The sequence below is a fragment of the Paenibacillus phytohabitans genome, assembly GCF_013141775.1.
Classification (GTDB): domain Bacteria; phylum Bacillota; class Bacilli; order Paenibacillales; family Paenibacillaceae; genus Paenibacillus_AQ; species Paenibacillus_AQ phytohabitans.
This window is the reverse complement of the sequence record NZ_WHOB01000039.1, coordinates 100,369-117,402: the sequence shown is the minus strand read 5'-3', so window position 1 is coordinate 117,402 and position 17,034 is coordinate 100,369. Positions and strand designations below refer to the sequence as shown.

The window sequence follows — 17,034 nt, the reverse complement described above, 5'->3', positions numbered from 1 at the left end:
CTGGCGGCGGCGCGTAACGGATGGCGGCGGCGCGTAACGGATGGCGGCTGGCTCGCTAACGGCTAACGGCTGGCTCGCTCTCAACCACTTCAGCTCTCAGATCCCCGCCCGCAGCAGCGCCCCCAGCTCCCGCAGCAGCCGGGCATTGTCCGCCCGGCCCTTCACCGCGACGCGCATATGCCCCGGCTCAAGGCCGGGGTACATCGCGCAGCTGCGGACGAGTATGCCGCCCGCGCCCAGCCGCTGCTGCAGCTCCTGCGCGCTCCACGGAGCGGGCAGCCGCAGCAGCAGGAAGTTCGCTTCGCCCGGCGGCACTTCGCAGCCGAGCTCAAGCAGACCTTGGCGCAGCAGCTGCCGCTCTGCTGCGATCAGCGCGCGCGTCTCCTGCACATAGCCGTCGCCGCTCTGCAGACAAGCTTCCCCGGCCAGCAGGGCCAGGCCGTTCACGCTCCAGGTCACCTGCTTGCCGGTCATCGCCGCGGCAAGCTCCGGGTGCGCGGCGGTGAAGCCCAGCCGCAGCCCGGGAATGGCAAAGAACTTCGTCATCGAGCGCACCAGCACCGTATGACGGTAAGCCCCCAGCTCCGGCAGCAGGGATTGCCGGTCCGCCTCCGGGATGAAGTCAATGAACGCTTCATCCACGGCAAGAATTGTCCCGCAGGCTTCCGCCTTGCGGGCCAGCAGCCGCAGCTCGTCCAGCGGATACTGGACGCCGTTCGGATTGTTCGGCTGGCCGAGGAACAGCAGATCCGTCTGCTCCAGCAGGCCGGAGATCTCGTCCACGGAGGCCCGGTAATCGCTGCCGCGGGTCCCTTGAACGGACAAGACCTCTGCACCGAACTGCTCCGCCAGTTGGCGGTATTCGGAGAAGCAGGGCTCGACGATGCCTACGCGGCGCGGGGCCGCCGCCAGCAGAAGCAGGGCCATCGACTCGGCGGCTCCATTGGCAACGGTAATCCAGTCCGTGCCCACTCCCAGATTTTCCGCGAGCAGCGCTTTCAGCCTCCGGTGTCCCGGATCAGGATAAGCTGTAATTGCGGAGACTGCATCCAGCAGCAGCGCCAGCACCCCCGGCGGCGGGCCCAGCGGGTTAATATTGGCGCTGAAATCCAGGAAGCCGCCGCTATTCTCCCCGTATAGCTCGGCCGCTGTCAACAGATCGCCGCCGTGTCCGTATTTTTCAAGCATGAGTACACTCCCTTTACGCTCAATCATTACTTCATTAATTTAATTGAACTACACTTATTTGAGTAGCAGATCAGCCGCTGCAATAATCCTGCCCATAATACAACATTCTCCGCATAATCCCGGCAATAATCCAGAACTGTTGTATAAAAGGCAGCATTTCGTCCCCTCCAAGCGGTTTAGCAGGACAATTCTTGTATCGCATACAACAATCTGTCCGAAACTTAGCAATCCTTCACCCAATTATCGGCCTATTGCCGGAAGTACGTCAATGCTCTTACAGCAGCGCACAGGTGCGCCCGGCATGATGATCCCCGGCACTTATCAAGCGGAGAAATACCGGACGAAGCTGATTCAGCCGGGCAGAAGTCCGCTTACAGCCTCAGTGGTGGGGTAAACTGGCGACCCTTGCGTAACTCCGGCCGGATAAGTTAAACTTTCGATTTTGTGGAAATCTCTCTTTTAGTTTAGAATAAGTACAGCAGTTTACTATGGCCAAGCGGAGGAATCACTATGCTTTTTATCGATAACACCGGCATTACAGACGCATCGATCAATCTGGCAATTGAGGAATTTGCACTCAAAAACCTGCCGATGGACGAGAGCTATCTGCTCTTTTATATCAACAGCCCGTCGATTATTATCGGCAAGCATCAGAACACCATCGAAGAGATCAACCAGGAATATGTGAAGGACAACAATATCCAGGTCGTACGGCGGTTATCCGGCGGCGGCGCGGTCTATCATGATCTGGGCAATCTGAACTTCAGCTTCATTACCAAGGATGACGGACAGTCTTTCCATAACTTCCTCAAATTCACCCAGCCGGTGATTGATTATCTGCAGTCGATGGGGGTGAATGCCGAGCTGAGCGGACGCAACGATCTTCAGGTCGGGGAGCAGAAAATCTCCGGCAACGCCCAGTTCTCCACACGCGGACGCATGTTCAGCCACGGCACCCTGATGTTCGACCTTAATCTGGACGATGTGCAGGCTTCACTGAACGTAAATCCCGAGAAGTTCAAGTCGAAGAGCACCAAGTCCGTACGCAGCCGTGTCGCCAATATCAAAGAGCTGCTGGGCAACCCGGATATGACAATTGAACAGTTCCGCGAAGGCCTGCTGCGTTCCATCTTCGGCATGGAGGCGTCCGAGGTTCCCCAGTACAAGCTGACCATGGACGACTGGGTGCGGATTAATGAAATCTCCAAGGAGCATTACCAGAACTGGGACTGGAACTACGGCCTGTCGCCGAAGAGCAATGTGAAGCACACCCGCAAATTCCCGGCCGGTCTAGTGGATATCCGCATGGACATTGAGGATTCCATCATCCGCGAGATCAAAATCTACGGGGACTTCTTCGGCGTCGGCGATGTGGCGGACGTAGAGAACGCGCTGCGCGGTAAGCGTTATACGGAAGCCGAGGTGAGAGAGGCGCTGGCTGATCTGGACCTCAAGCATTACTTTGGCCGCATTGAGCCCGAGGACTTCATCGGTCTGGTATTTCTTGAGGAGTAGGGCTCTGCACCGCAGACACCACTCCGGCAAGCAGGTACTTATACAGTAAAAAGAACCCCGCTATCCTGCCGCATCCTGCGCAGCTGATCGTGGGGTTCTTGTCTTGCCGTCCATCTCTTATCTCGTTGTTCATCTCTTTAGCTGCTGCCCAGCTCTTGCTTGCCCTTTACACCAAAGAAGGCGTAAGCACAAAAACATAGACAACCAGCGCCAGCGTAAGCATTACGCATACCTTCTCTACCGCATTGCCTTTCTTCGTGCCGGTGCTCATCAGCTTCAGCCGCAGCTTGACCGGCAGCGGGGGCAGCGGCGTAATTCCGCGCTGGGTCAGGGAATCGGCCAGCAGATGCAGGCCGTAGGACATACTCCCGGCAATCCAGAGACTGCCGCCGTCATCCATGCCCTTTGATACAAAATACAGCAGCGCCCCCCAGCCGGCCACAGCATACAGCGTATGCGTGATTCCCCGGTGCGGGACAACGGAAGCTACGACCAGCACACAGGCGGCAATATAGTTCCATGGATCATAGGCATCGGCAAAAGCAAACAGCGCCAGCGCAATCAGCAGCATCACCAGATGCCTCAGCCTGCGGCCCGGCAGGAAAGACACACTGCCGACCAGCAGAGCCAGGGCAATATTCCACGGCGGAGCAGCGATTCCGGCAAAATAAAGATAAATAGCTGCCCCGATCAGGGATACCTGCAGGATACGCAGCAGAAACTCGGGAACTGCCTTGCGTACCAGCAGTGAATTCGGCTCGTCGATATCGGGCAGCAGCGAGCTGACCACCGCAACGGCGACGGCCGGAAGAGTGATTTCAAGCCCAAGCAAACTCATGGCGGACAAGGTAACCCCGGTGCTGATAACTAAATGGGATTTGCCCATCATGGTGAATCCGCTCCTTCATATGAGAGTATAATGATTCTGGATGCCCGAAATAAGAACAAGTGTGCGGTTATCGAAGTATACCAAGGCTTTCCTTTTTTGTCCAGCGGATAACGGGCTACAGGCCTCCTGCATCCCGTGCGGACACGGCCGCTACGCAGTTTCGGCTTGTCCTGCCCCCTGATTTAGGATACAATTTGGACAACTCATACGGCCCTGAAAGGATGACACTCTGTGAACCGCTCCCGAATCGCCGATCTAAGTCTGCTGCTGGTGGCGATGATGTGGGGATGTACGTTTCTTATTGTGCAATCTGCCGTCCGGGTACTGCCGCCGCTTGCCTTCAACAGCATCCGGTTTACAGGCGCCGCCCTGCTGCTTGCACTAATTACCGCCGTCTTCTACCGTCAGGAATGGAAGAAGCTAAGCTTACGTATGGTTCTGCATGCTCTGCTGCTGGGCCTGCTGCTCTTCCTGGGCTATGGCTTCCAGACCATGGGACTGCTGTACACCACCACCTCCAATACAGGGTTCATTACCGGACTGTCGGTGGTACTTGTACCTTTCCTGTCTCTGGCGCTGCTGAAGCATGCCATATCCCGTTACACCTGGTTCAGTGCCGGCCTCGCAGCAGTTGGCCTGTATCTGCTGACCTTCACCGGCTCTACGTTCTCCCTTAATAAGGGCGATGGCCTGATCCTGCTCTGCGCTGCCTTCTTTGCGCTGCAGATCGTGTATACCGGCATATATGCGCCGCGTTATCCGGCCTTGCCGCTGGCCGCGCTACAGCTTGCCTTTGTGGGCCTGTTCAGCGTCCTGGCCTCCCTTCTGGTGGATGGCCCCGCCCCGCTTATGCACAGCGGGGAGCTGCTCGCGAAGCCGGAAGTGCTCTGGGCCATGCTAATCTCCATCGGCCCGACCAGCGCCTTCGCCTTCTGGATTCAGACCGCCTGCCAGAAATATACCACCCCGTCCCGGGTGGCGATTATTTATGCCACAGAGCCGGTATTCGCTGCAGTAACAGGCCTGCTCTTCGGCGGAGAGACACTCGGCCTGTCCGCTGCGCTAGGCTGTGGATGCATTCTTGCCGCCATGCTGATGGCGGAGCTGAGTCCTGATCCGGCGCGGACGCAGGCGGAGGGCTAGCAGCATTTTATAGTTACATGCTTCAGACAAAAAGTCGTGCTTCCGTTCCCTTCTTATAGAAGATTCCGCGGAAAGCCGGACTAAACCAACCTTTTAGGAGAGAACCCAAATGTACAAATTGATTGCTATCGATATTGACGACACCCTGATTAATGACGACAAGGAAGTTACCCCTGCCACCCAAACCGCGCTGGAACAGGCTGTTGCCGCAGGCGTTGTGGTTACCCTCGCTACCGGACGCGCTTATGCTTCCGCCCAGGCGATTGCCCGCCAGACCGGACTGAATGTGCCGATCATCACTTATCAGGGGGCACTCGTTAAGAATCTGCTGGACGAAGAAGTGCTCTATGAGCGTTATGTCCCGCAGGATGCGGTGCGCAAGCTGTTCCAGTACTGTGTGGAGCATGACCTGCATCTGCAGACTTACATTGACGACAAGCTGTATGCCCGTGAGGAGAACCAGAAGCTGATCGATTATGCTGCCTTGAACAAGACCCAGTACTACATTGAGCCTAATTGGGAAGAGAAGCTGGTCCCGCAAAAAACACCTAAAATGCTCATCATCGACGATCCGGCCTTCCTGGATGAGCTGTCCCCGATCCTGCGCAACCTGCTCGGTGATTCGGTTCACATCACGAAGTCCAAGCCGCATTTCCTGGAAATCATGCACCACGAAGGCACCAAAGGTCTGGCGCTTGAATTCCTCGCTAAGCATTTCGGCTGCGAGCTGTCCGAGACCATCGCTGTCGGCGATTCCTGGAACGATCACGAGATGCTCGAAGCCGCCGGCCTCGGTGTCGCTATGGCGAATGCCATTCCTGCCCTGAAGGAAATTGCCGATTTCGTTACCCTCAGCAACAATGAGGACGGTGTGAAATTCGCCATCGATAAGTTCATTCTCGGTGCAGAATAACAGACATACCTCCCTGAGCGGATATCTTATATGACAAAGGTGGCTTACCGCTGGTTCAGTTTATTGAACCGCTGTAAGCCACCTTTTATATAATTCAATAAGAAAGGAAGGTCATCCATGGAAGAAGTATCTGCTGCGGACCAGCTCGAATCCATTAAATCCTGGCAATCGACCATCAAAAAACTTGAAAATGCCTTTGCGCAAATGACTCAAAAGGGCACAAACATTACGCTGGTAAAGAAACGGCTCAATGCTTCACGCATCGGCTTAGCGGTTCTGGAGAACGTCTGGAATCAAAAACCTCATCAGTACTTCAATGAAGATATAGCAGAAGCCCGCAAAGTTCTAATTGAAATAACCCCATCTGTTGAACATAGTTACGCTAAATCCAAGGCCGGCAGTCCACAACAAACTCTTTTAGAAAGAAGACTCCAAGCCTTGAAGCTGGCTGTTCAAGCGATTGACGCTCTCTCTGCCAAGTAGCGCGTAGCGCATGCTGAAAGCCAAGAACATAGCTGAAGAAGACTATTATAACGTACCTGCTACAGCTGTCTCCTGCTTGAGGGGGGCCATTCCGCCGCTGCTCAAGCTCTCACCGCCCAAAGAAGAATATTGCCCTTCCTCCACAGCTTCCTGCTCCAGCTGGGAATTATACAGCTCGAAGTACCGTCCCTCTGCCGCCAGCAGCTCCTCATGTCCGCCCCGCTCCACAATCTCCCCGTTCTCCATCACCAGAATAATATCGGCATTCTGGATGGTTGAGAGGCGGTGGGCGATGACCAGCGTTGTTTTATCCTTCATCAGCTTGCGGATCGCCTGCTGGACCATTTTCTCCGACTCATTGTCGAGTGCCGCCGTAGCTTCATCCAGCAGCAGAATCGGCGCGTTCTTCAGCATCGCTCTGGCAATGGAGAGACGCTGTCTCTGCCCTCCGGACAATCTCGAACCATGCTCACCAATATCGGTGTGGATGCCTTCCGGCAGCTCCATCACGAAATCATAAGCGTTCGCCTGCCGCAGCGCTTCTATAATCTCTTCTTCCGTAGCGCCCGGTCTGCCGTTACCGATATTGTCACGGATGCTTCCGGTATACAGACCCGACTCCTGAGGCACATAGGCGAAATAACTTCTCAGCTGCTCAAGCTGCATCCCGGCAATCGCCTGATTATTAATTGAAATCTCACCTGCATCCGGTTTGTAGAAACCGAGCAGCAGCTTGAACAGTGTGGATTTACCGCCGCCGCTCGGACCCACCACGGCCATCTGCTTTCCGCGCGTTAACTCCAGATTAACCTTGCTTAGACTCTGCTTCTCACTCTCCGGATATCCGAACGACAGGTCTGCGAGCTGTAGCACATTGAAATCAGGCTGCTGCATCTGCTGTTCAGGCAATACCTCAACCTCGGGAGCAGCATCCATCACTTCAAAAATCCGCTCCGCCGCACCCAGCGACTGCTGCATGGAAGCGACCAGGCCCGGCAGTACCGAGAACGGCCCCACCAGATAATTCATCAATTGGATGAATGCAATCATCGCCCCGACCTCAAGTGATCCTTTGGCCACAAACCACCCGGCAATGACCAGCGCGAGCAGGAAGGTAAGGTTGCCCAGCACAGAGGAGATCGCCCCCGTTGCTCCTTCGATTCTCGCCTTCTTCTTCTCCCCGGAGGCAATGCTCTCACTATATTCTACATACTGCTTCTGCAGCCTGCGCTCAATCGAGAACGCTTTGAACACCATGCTGCTGCCCAGGATATCATTCAGAAAAGCTGTCGTTCTGCTCATATTCTCCTGTACCCGCACACTGTTGGCACGCATCGCATTGCCGAATATTTTGCCGGTCAGGAACAGCAGCGGCCCTACCGACAGACAGATCAACGCAAGCAGCCAGTTGATATAGATCAGATAAGCGAAGGAGGCCACCGCCAGCAGCGGATTGCGCAGCAGATCCATCATGACGTGCCCGCAGGCTTCGCCTACGGATTGATTATCGTTCGTGAACCGGGATAACAGATCACCCGAATGATTACGGTCAAAATAAGACTGCGGCAAAGCCAGCGTATGTCCCATCATGTCCTGGCGCAGCTCATTTCTGATTTTGGCCGATATATTAGTTTTGAGATACACACTTAGAAAAGTGTTGATTCCGGCGACCGTCAAGAATATAACTCCGAACCAGGCAAGGCCTGTAAAAGCCTCTACGTCCAGACGGACCGCCGCATCCGTAATCCGCGACAGGAACCAGGCCATCGTCAGATCAAGGACAATACTAAATAGGGTAACTAGCAGTAATATGCTATAAATCAGCTTATGTCTGAGCATGTATGTACTTAATCTGGCAAAAGCACCTTTCTTCTTCACATCATCATCTCCCTTTAGAATTCAACACCCCGCACCTTAGCGTACACTTTGCTGTCATGGAGTTCCCCGTCCGCCTCGCGTGTGCTCTTGCGCAGAATGCCGTCCAGCGTGAACCCGGCACGCTCGGCAACAGCAGCGCTTTTGACATTCCGCGCACTGCAGCGGATCTCAATCCGCTCCGCCCCAAGCTCTCTAATGGCAAAATCCGTAATTCCATGCACCGCTTCCGTAATATATCCGTTGCCTGCGCATGAGCTTCTGATCCAATATCCCGTCTCGAAACGGCGGCAATCCCAGTCGATATGATGCAGGCCGATGTTGCCTATGTATGTGCCGTCCGCCTTGCTGAAGATCAGCATATTCAGTGTCGAACGTTTCAGATATGCTACCCGCGACTCCCGGACATAGACCTCAGTCTCTTCTACCGCCGGCATGCTCTGGGCAAAAGGCATCCAAGGCTTCAGCTCGTTCAGACTCTCTCCGATCGCCTTATTCATTTCCGCACCGTCTCCCGGCCGCGCAGCCCGGACGAGCAGGCGCTCCGTTTCAAAGCTCTCCGGAATATCCAGCAGAATTGGAAGCAAATTCTCACTCATATCCATTTCATCCTCCACTATAATCGAATATCGTTATATTATAGTGCGTCCTCCTTTTCTTGGAAATAATGAAAAATACACATTAGTTGCGTGAACTACACACCACCTATGAGGTGGGTGCTTCTTGGTCAATAGAGCTAACGCTCCAAGTTTATCCAAGCTTGCTGGCTCGTCCCTAGCCCATTGTGCCATTTACATGGCTAGTTTCAGAAGATTGGCAGCCGCATTCCGATCTCGATCGTGCTCCTTATGGCACTCTGGACAAGACCATTCCCGTACAGCCAAATTCTTGACTTCTGCGTTTTTGTAGCCACAATAGGAACAGAGCTGACTGCTTGCATAGTTTGGAGGGGCAATGATCAACTGCCTATCATACCATTCCGCTTTGTAGGTCAGCAGTTCTCGGAAGAACCTCCAGGAGACTTCGGATATGGCCTTCGCTAACTTATGATTCTGCAGCATGTTCTTTACACGCAAGTCCTCCATCACGATTACTTGGTTTTCGTGGATCATTCGGGTGGACGTTTTGTGCAAGAAGTCTTTCCGCTGGTTTGCTATTTTTTCATGCAGCTTCGCCAATCGGAGTTTAGCCTTGGTTCGGTTGTAGCTTCCTTTTTTCTTTCGGGATACGCTTTTTTGCAGCATTATTAATCGTTGTTCCGATTTCCGCAGATGTTTCGGATTCGCAATCACTTCACCCTCTGAGGTCACCGCAAAGCTTTTCAGTCCTAAATCGACGCCAATTTTCTGGGCTGCTATAGGCAATGGCGTGTTTTCTGTTTCAACTCGGATGGACGCAAAGTATTTGCCGGATGGTGTTTTAGAGATAGTACAGGATTTGACCCGTCCTGAGAAAGGGCGGTGCATCCGGATTCGGATTCTGCTCTTTAGCTTGGGGATTTTAAGCATACCGCCTTCAATTGCTATCGTTCCTTTTTGATTGTTTGTTGTAAAGCGGTCTGTATGTGTTTTCTTGCTTTTGAATCGGGGGAAGCCCATAGTCTTCTTCTGAAAAAATTGTTTGTACGCTTGGTCCAGATGGAGCTGGGCATTGGCCAGGGCCAGGCTGTCGATTTCTCGGAGCCACGGGAATTCTTTCTTGTAACCCGCAGGTGTTGTATGGAGCATCGTCGCTGTGATGTGGTAATGTTTGATCTTATCCGATAACATTTTATTGTAGATAAAACGGACGGCCCCGAATAAGTTAGCAAAATAGTGCTGCTGCTCACGGTTAGGATAGATACGGTATGTATACGCTTTATAGATAAGCAAACGATGCACCCCATTTCCAAACATTCACAAAACAATTATAGCACATACGTTCTTATGATAGGCAAATTTTTTCCATATGCAAAGAAAGGCCGTAGTCATTCATCCCACCACTTTAGAAGTCAGGGAATTCTGACTACCTATTCTTAAATTTGGAAGGCGGGCTCATCGTTTATTTACTTTCCGCGCTTCGATGCCTTTAGTTTACAGAGCTTGCGGGAAAGCGCCCAGCGGCGGCAGGCGGATTCGCGGCTCGGTCTTGGGGCTGAAAAATGTAACTATTACACAGCAAAAAACCGCTCTTAAAGCCACGAACAAAGCTCTTCAGCAGCTCCGTTCAGTACTCACAGGCGGTTCCAGGTGGATTGAACTTGAAATGATTCCAATGGATGTTGTTCATAACTGCGGTGAATATTTGGACTTTCGGCTGCTGTTGTCAGTAGATTTCTTGATTGTTACCGCTTTTAGCGGTAGAAATCCGGTGACAAAGGCGGTCGCTGGCGCTCCTACAGTTCCAAAATCCCCTCCGTTATTCTCATCTGTTATTGTCTTCTTCAGTTCAATTTATAGAAGTTTAATATATTCAACTATAAAGGCTGATCTTGAAATACTTACGCATACTTAGCTTTCCTCAGAGATTGTTGCACGAAATACAACAATTCCTTCCTAATAGGGAGCGAAACCTAAAATTGTTGTATAAAAGGCAACATTTCCGCTCATCCAAGCGGTTTAAAGGGACAATTATTGTATTTCATACAACAATCTGTCCAATCATGTTGGTTTCTGGGGAGCCAAGTTGTAATACGTACAACAATTGCTAGTGTTGACCGGTTACTTGTTTTGGTTTTGATCAATAGTGCGGTTTATAGTAGTTGTTCTTTTTAGTAAATTGGCCGATAGTAGTTGCTCAGGCCGGTTTGCTTACTGTTAATGGTCCGGCCACTTAGTATTTAATCATTTAGTATTCAGTCACCTATCAGGCACTCCCTTAGCGCCACGGGTCTCTACCGCTGTATACAGCGCCAGAATTTCCGTAACGATCTCCGCCGAGTTAGTGGCGGCGAGCTCCAGATGAGACTTGAATAATCCGGCTGCTTCTGATCCGGCAATGTCGGAGATCGCACGGACAGCAAGGAACGGCACACTGAATTGGTAGGCGGTTTGCGCAATCGCCGCACCTTCCATATCTGTAGCCTTAGCCGCAGGGAAGCGGCTGAGGATCTCATCGGCCCGCTCCGGCCGGCTGATGAACGAATCCGCCGTAGTAATCAGTCCGGTGACGACTGCCTCCGCCCTGGAAGTGCGGGCAATCACCTGCTTCGCCGCAGCCAGCAGATCGCCCGCGACCGGATAACGGTCCGGCATCTGCGGCACCTGCCCATAGGCATAGCTGAATGCTGTTGCGTCCACATCGCTGTAGATCAGTTCCTCAGCGATGACCACATCGCCAACCTTAAGCTCCGGAGCCAAGCCACCGGCAGCGCCGGTATTAATAATGAGCTCACAGTGGAACCGCTCCAGCAGCAGCGTTGTAGTTACTGCCGCATTCACTTTGCCGATGCCGGACTGCAGCAGAACCACATCCAGCCCGTTCAGCCTGCCGGAATGAAGTCTCCCCACGCCTGCCTTCAGGCTACGCACATCTGTCATCCGTGACAGCAAGAGCGCTACTTCCTCTTCCATTGCGCCGATAATCGCAATACTCATGATGTTACAGCCCCCTGATCAATGATGTTCTGTTGACGCACACCGGACTCTGCCTGCTCTTTTTGTCCGCTATCGTCCATGTTCACTTTCCAGCCTGCTTCGTCCACATGCCTACTCCTGCAGCATCGTTTGTCTGTGCTACTTCCCCGGTATCTAACGCCCGCCCCGGCCCTCCGGAGGAATCCCGGCGCCAGCTGCCGACGAACCGCTCCAGCTCAACGGCCGCATCCGCAATCCGCGCGGCAGTAATCCTGCCGTGCATCCTGTGAATGGAGGCCTCCGGCACCGCCGCCCGTTCTCCCAGCTCCAGCAGATCGCCCGGAGTCAGGAAGTCCAGCCCCATATCCGCCAGACTGGCTGGCAGGCCGATCTGCCGGTAGAACGGAAGCAGTTCTTCTATCTCCGCGAAGTTCTCTTCCAGCGCAAGCTGAACCAGCACACCGTAAGCCACCTTGCTGCCATGCAGCAGGCTGTGGGCCTCCGGTATGGCCGTAAGCGCATCGTGGACGGAGTGCGCACCGGCGGTGCGGCCGTAATCTTCACCGAAGCCGCCGACCAGTCCGCCCACCATGATTATCGTTTCTACCGTCCGGGTCAACGCATCATCCAGCACTCCCGCCGAGACGGCCGCGAGTGCTGCTGCGCTGTACTCCAGCAGGTGATCACGGCATTTGCGCGCCGTGGACCAGGCCAGCTCCACTTCAACCGGAGGCGCAGGCAGATGACGGATGATGGCGTCAGCCTCATACCATTTGGCCAGCGTATCGCCAATGCCGGCTGCCAGCAGCTCCGGCGGTGAAGCGGCGATGACGGCCGGATCAAGCAGCACCAGCGCGTTGCTGCGCGGGAACACATCGAAGCGGATGTAAGCGCCATGAGCATCGTACATCACACTCAGTGAGGACCAGGCGGCGCAGGTAGCGGCCAGCGTCGGCAGAATAACCGCCGGCAGATTCAGCTTGGCTGCAGCAGATTTCACCACATCCGTGATCTTTCCGCCGCCTACGGCAATAATCGCCTGCAGCTGATGCTCGGCCGCATAACCGGCTATGGCATCACGCTCCCCGTAGGTGCATTCTCCGCCGTAGACATGATAATGGATCTCCGTTCCGTCAAGCTGCGGCCAATACCGCCCGGCCGCCGCCCAGGACTTCACACCGCGCACCACCAGTACCCGCTCAATTCCCCGTCTGCGCAAATGCTCCTCCAGGTCATTCCAGCTGCCCTCCCGGCAGACGAATTCCTGCGGTGCCGCGCGCACAATAAGACGTTCCGCCATAATGGTCCCTCCTTAAAAGTTGTGTAAGCCTACGCTCAGCCTAAAAACCGCCTCAGCCTCAGCCTCATTCCTAGTCCCGCCGCGCCTTACGAGCCAAACGGTTCCCCGCAGACTGAATACCCTGAACGAAGATAATCAGAATGGCTACGGTAACGATCATGACGAAGGTGTCGAACCGCTGGTAGCCATACGAGATCGCCAAATCACCGATTCCGCCGCCCCCGACCGTTCCCGCCATTGCTGTGGCCCCGACGAGTCCGATCATCGCCGTGGTCATCGTCAGGATTAGCGACCCGAACGCCTCCGGCAGCAGGAAATGCCAGATCACCTGAAACGTAGTCGCTCCCATCGCTTCCGCAGCCTCCAGAATCCCCGGGCTAACCTCAAGCAGAGAGTTCTCGACCAGGCGTCCAATATAAGGCGCTATGTATACAACAAGCGGTACAATCGCGGCGCTGGTACCAATCGAGGTGTGCACAAGCAGCCGCGTGAAGGGAATAATGGCTACGAGCAGAATGATGAATGGCAGCGAACGGACAATATTAATGATCGGATTAAGCACCGAATAGATAATTCTGTTAGGCAGAACACCGCCCGGACGTGTAATAACAAGGATGATGCCGATAGGAATCCCCAGCAGCGCTCCAAAAAACAACGAAACCCCAACCATAACCACCGTTTCCCTCAGTGCCTGAAACAGCTGCTCCGAGGTAATCACTGTATCCAGCATTAAACCTCCACCTCCTGAATCTCCACACCCTGGCTGACGATAAAAGCCGCCGCCTGATCGATCACTGTATGCTCGCCGTTCAGCTGCAGAATCATTGTCCCCAGCGTTGTCTGCTGGATTTCCGTCATGTTGGCGAACAGAATATTCGCATTGATTTCGAATCTGCGGATCAGGCTGTTGATAATCGGCTCCGAGGCTGTGCCTCCAACGAACTTCAGCCGGAACAGCCGCCGCCCCGGTTCGGCCTTCAGCGTGTTCAGCACACTTTGCGGCACACTGTTATGAATAACCGTCTGCACGAAGCTCTGCGTAGTGGGGTGATGCGGACTGCCGAACACATCCAGTACTTTGCCCTGCTCGATGATCTCCCCCTGCTCCATCACGGCAACCTTGTTGCAGATCTGCTGGATGACAGCCATTTCATGCGTAATGATCATGATGGTGATGTTGTACTCTTTATTTATTTTTTTGAGCAGCTCCAGAATGGATTTGGTCGTCTGCGGATCAAGTGCCGAGGTCGCTTCATCACATAGCAGGATCGACGGGTTAGTAGCCAGTGCCCGGGCAATGCCCACCCGCTGCTTCTGGCCGCCGGACAGCTCCTTGGGATAACTCTTCGCCTTATCCTCCAGCCCGGTGAATTTCAGCAGCTCGGTGACCCGGTCCTGAATCTCCTTTTTGCTGCGTTTCAGCAGCACCAGCGGAATCGCGATATTGTCGAATACAGTCTTAGATTCCAGCAGGTTGAAATGCTGAAAAATCATGCCGATCTTCTTCTTGGCCGCGCGCAGCTGCGCCGGATTGTACTCCGCCAGCGGCTCACCTTCCACGAGCACCTCTCCGCCTGTCGGCCGCTCCAGATAGTTGACCAGCCGGATCAGGGTGCTTTTGCCTGCTCCGCTGTAGCCGATGACGCCGTAAATATCACCCTTGTCCACATGCAGGCTTACCCCGCGCAAAGCTTCAATGGATTGGCCCTTCCGTTCAAACGTCTTATAAATATCTCTTAGCTCAATCATACTGAGCTGCCCCCCTCAGGTCCGTGACCACCGTCTGCTTGAAAATACCTGCCGCGTCTATCCGGTCTACCGCTTCGTTCAGCCTGTCCTCGCTGTTCACCAGGCTAAGCCGCACATACTGCCGTCCTTGTTCTCCGAAGCCTTCCCCCTGCGCCACAGCCACCTGCGCTTCATCCAGCAGCCGCTGGGCGAAGGTTTCCGCTGTATAGCCTGAAGGCACTTTGAACCACGCGAAGAAGGTGCCCTGCGGAGCCGGAACCTCCCAGCCGATGCCCCGCAGTCTCTCTACCAGCACATCGCGCCGCCGCTGATACAGGCTTCCCAGCTGCCTCACCGCATCCTGCGGTCCGAGCAGAGCCGCCGCTGCCGCATCCTGCACTGCACCGAACACGGTGCTGTACGCCTGCGTATGATAATGCTTCAAGGCAGCAATGATCGAAGCGTTGCCGGCGGCGAAGCCGAACCTCCAGCCTGCCATGTTGTAGGTTTTGGACACAGTATAGGTTTCAATTCCATAGGCTTTGCCGTCCGCATGCTGAAGCAGGCTAAGCGGCTTGTGGCCGTCGAAGCCGAACGCGCCATAGGCAAAATCATTCAGCACCGGGAACTTATAGCGGGCGGCCAGCTCCAGCGTCCGTTCCCAGAATTCCCCCGTAGCCACCGCCCCGGTCGGATTATTGGGATAGTTCAGCATCAGCAGCTTCACCTGCCGGAGGATCTCTTCAGGAACACGCCCGTAATCCGGCAGGTAGCCGTCCTCTTCATAGACAGGAAGGGTATGAACCCGGGCTCCCGCCAGCTGGGCAGCGGCATGATAGGCCGGATAAGCCGGATCGGCGGTAAGCATCAGATCCCCCGGATTCAGCAGACTCTGAGGAATGCCGACCACCCCAATGCCCGAGCCAGTGAACACAGCGATCTCATGCTCCGGGTCAAGCTCAACGCCATACTCCCTTTTATAGAAGACGGCGATGGCTTCAAGTGTGCTTTTTTTACCGTAAAACGGCGGGTAGCCCTGATTCTCCGCTTTATCGATTGCCGCTTTCAGGGCATCAATTATGGGCTGCGGCGTGGGCTGATCCGGGTTGCCGCTGGCCAGATCGATCACGTCTATCCCTTTGCTGCGGTAATCGGCGATTCTTGCTTTCAGCGCGTTGAAGTAATTCCCGGACAACTCTTTTACAACATTAGCGGGTTCAAAATCCATATCACTTACACCTCTTCACAAGATCTCTGAGACTTCAAGCTTCAGGCTGGAATATACAAAGGCGATCTGCCACTTCTCCCATACAGGGAAATGACAGATCACCAGGCAGCGCTATAATGGTTTGTTATTTCGTAAAGTAGTCCGGCAGCTTGTAGCCTTCATAATCCGGATTCGACGTGATGTACTCCTGGAACTCAGCAGAATGGTAGCCTTCGATGATATCTTTTACAAATTGGGCATCCTTGTTCTTGCTGTCGACCGCCACGATATTCGTGAACGGGTCCGTCATGTTCTCCAGCTGCAATGCCGTGGTCAGCTTAATATTGTTAGAAACGGCGAAGTTCCCCTGAATAGCAGCGTAATCCACATCCTCCAGTGCGCGCGGGCCCTGGGCCGGCTCAGTAGCGATGAACTTCAGATTGTGGGGATTGGATGTAATATCAGCCAGCGAAGTCTGCAGCGGATCAATATCATCCTTCAGTGTAATCCAGCCCACATCCTTCAGGACGTTAAGCGCGCGGAGCATATTCACCGGTTCGTTCGGCAGGTTGACCTGATCGCCGTCGCTGACTTCATCCAGGCTGGTGTGTTTTTTGGAATAGAGGCCCATCGGCGGAGTAGGAACCTTCACCACACCTACCAGGTCGATTTTCTCACGCTCATTGATAGATTCGAGGTACAGGGAATGCTGGAAGACATTAGCGTCAATCTCGTCATTCGCTACAGCCACATTGGGCTGGATGCCATCGGTGAATTCTTTATAACTAATGGTGTAGCCCTTGCTCTCCAGGTAGGGTGCAACACCTTTCTTGAACTGGTCACTGTAGGGTCCGGGATTGAAGCTGATGCGCAGTGTCTTCTTCTCTTGTCCGGAGGAATTACTGCCTGATCCGGCAGCATCACTGTTATTACCGCAGCCTGCGATAACCAAAGTGGTGGCAATGACTAACAGCGCGGAATGAATCCATTTTTTCTTCAACATGTAATTTCTCCCCCAATGTATATATTTCTGTAGAAACCCAAGCCAGACGATCCGGCAACAACAACCGACAATTAAACCTAGTAAAATCATCAGAATTAAGTTGATTCATATGTTACAATGCATTAATATTCATGTCAACACATTTTAATTAAGATGATTGGATTAATCGGCTTTGTCTATTTACATCTTTTATACGTTGTGATAGTTTGATATGAAAAGCTTGAAAGGAAGAGGAA

The 17,034-nt window shown here is 53.7% G+C and carries 16 protein-coding genes; 5 read left to right on the top strand and 11 right to left on the bottom strand.

The features are described 5' to 3' along the window. Positions 1-96: 96 nt before the first annotated feature. Entirely contained in the window at positions 97-1,188 is a 1,092-nt protein-coding gene (gene cobD / locus GC101_RS14830; RefSeq protein ID WP_171717862.1) for a threonine-phosphate decarboxylase CobD, read from the bottom strand. 268 nt (positions 1,189-1,456) lie between these two features. Between cobD and GC101_RS36555 the strand changes: the two genes are divergently transcribed. Together GC101_RS36555 and lplA are read left to right on the top strand one after the other, a co-directional pair. Continuing rightward, complete coding sequence (locus GC101_RS36555) at positions 1,457-1,582, top strand: hypothetical protein (protein ID WP_281365882.1); 126 nt, start codon at positions 1,457-1,459, stop codon at positions 1,580-1,582. 116 nt (positions 1,583-1,698) lie between these two features. Continuing rightward, complete coding sequence (lplA, locus tag GC101_RS14825) at positions 1,699-2,703, top strand: lipoate--protein ligase (RefSeq protein ID WP_171717861.1); 1,005 nt, start codon at positions 1,699-1,701, stop codon at positions 2,701-2,703. 166 nt (positions 2,704-2,869) lie between these two features. Here lplA and GC101_RS14820 read toward each other — a convergent pair whose 3' ends face one another. After that, the gene (locus tag GC101_RS14820; RefSeq protein WP_039296505.1) at positions 2,870-3,592 is read right to left on the bottom strand and encodes a metal-dependent hydrolase; all 723 of its coding nucleotides are present in this window, start codon (positions 3,590-3,592) and stop codon (positions 2,870-2,872) included. A 231-nt stretch (positions 3,593-3,823) separates the two neighbouring features. On the opposite strand from GC101_RS14820, the gene GC101_RS14815 reads away from it, so the two are divergent. The 3 genes from GC101_RS14815 to GC101_RS14805 all read left to right on the top strand — a co-directional run bounded on the left by GC101_RS14815 (position 3,824) and on the right by GC101_RS14805 (position 6,131). Continuing rightward, positions 3,824-4,735, top strand: coding sequence for an EamA family transporter (locus GC101_RS14815; protein WP_171717860.1), 912 nt, complete (start codon positions 3,824-3,826; stop codon positions 4,733-4,735). Positions 4,736-4,844: 109 nt separating this feature from the next. Next, on the top strand, positions 4,845-5,648 hold the full coding sequence (locus tag GC101_RS14810) for a Cof-type HAD-IIB family hydrolase (protein ID WP_042134396.1): 804 nt from the start codon (positions 4,845-4,847) through the stop codon (positions 5,646-5,648). A gap of 117 nt (positions 5,649-5,765) precedes the next feature. Further along, the gene (locus GC101_RS14805) at positions 5,766-6,131 is read left to right on the top strand and encodes a hypothetical protein (protein WP_171717859.1); all 366 of its coding nucleotides are present in this window, start codon (positions 5,766-5,768) and stop codon (positions 6,129-6,131) included. A gap of 45 nt (positions 6,132-6,176) precedes the next feature. On the opposite strand, the gene GC101_RS14800 is transcribed toward GC101_RS14805, so the two are convergent. The 9 genes from GC101_RS14800 to GC101_RS14760 all read right to left on the bottom strand — a co-directional run bounded on the left by GC101_RS14800 (position 6,177) and on the right by GC101_RS14760 (position 16,798). Next, positions 6,177-8,009, bottom strand: coding sequence for an ABC transporter transmembrane domain-containing protein (locus tag GC101_RS14800; protein ID WP_171717858.1), 1,833 nt, complete (start codon positions 8,007-8,009; stop codon positions 6,177-6,179). A gap of 14 nt (positions 8,010-8,023) precedes the next feature. After that, on the bottom strand, positions 8,024-8,605 hold the full coding sequence (locus GC101_RS14795; RefSeq protein WP_343049706.1) for a GNAT family N-acetyltransferase: 582 nt from the start codon (positions 8,603-8,605) through the stop codon (positions 8,024-8,026). Positions 8,606-8,797: 192 nt separating this feature from the next. Continuing rightward, positions 8,798-9,871: an IS200/IS605 family element RNA-guided endonuclease TnpB gene (gene tnpB / locus GC101_RS14790; RefSeq protein ID WP_171717867.1), complete on the bottom strand. Its 1,074-nt coding sequence runs from the start codon at positions 9,869-9,871 to the stop codon at positions 8,798-8,800. 972 nt (positions 9,872-10,843) lie between these two features. Then, the gene (locus tag GC101_RS14785; RefSeq protein ID WP_171717856.1) at positions 10,844-11,581 is read right to left on the bottom strand and encodes a 5'-methylthioadenosine/adenosylhomocysteine nucleosidase; all 738 of its coding nucleotides are present in this window, start codon (positions 11,579-11,581) and stop codon (positions 10,844-10,846) included. A gap of 82 nt (positions 11,582-11,663) precedes the next feature. After that, positions 11,664-12,863 (bottom strand): iron-containing alcohol dehydrogenase family protein, encoded by a 1,200-nt coding sequence (locus GC101_RS14780; protein WP_343049708.1) that lies wholly within the window; start codon positions 12,861-12,863, stop codon positions 11,664-11,666. A gap of 67 nt (positions 12,864-12,930) precedes the next feature. Next, positions 12,931-13,590, bottom strand: a complete 660-nt coding sequence (locus GC101_RS14775) for a methionine ABC transporter permease (protein WP_039296489.1) — start codon at positions 13,588-13,590, stop codon at positions 12,931-12,933. Beyond that, positions 13,590-14,609, bottom strand: a complete 1,020-nt coding sequence (locus GC101_RS14770) for a methionine ABC transporter ATP-binding protein (protein ID WP_171717854.1) — start codon at positions 14,607-14,609, stop codon at positions 13,590-13,592. Before GC101_RS14770 ends, GC101_RS14775 begins: the two co-directional genes overlap by 1 nt. Beyond that, positions 14,602-15,816 (bottom strand): aminotransferase class I/II-fold pyridoxal phosphate-dependent enzyme, encoded by a 1,215-nt coding sequence (locus GC101_RS14765; protein ID WP_171717853.1) that lies wholly within the window; start codon positions 15,814-15,816, stop codon positions 14,602-14,604. Before GC101_RS14765 ends, GC101_RS14770 begins: the two co-directional genes overlap by 8 nt. A gap of 124 nt (positions 15,817-15,940) precedes the next feature. Beyond that, positions 15,941-16,798 carry a MetQ/NlpA family ABC transporter substrate-binding protein gene (locus GC101_RS14760; protein WP_246354336.1) on the bottom strand — a complete coding sequence of 286 codons (858 nt, stop codon included), beginning with the start codon at positions 16,796-16,798 and terminating at the stop codon, positions 15,941-15,943. Positions 16,799-17,034: the final 236 nt, after the last annotated feature.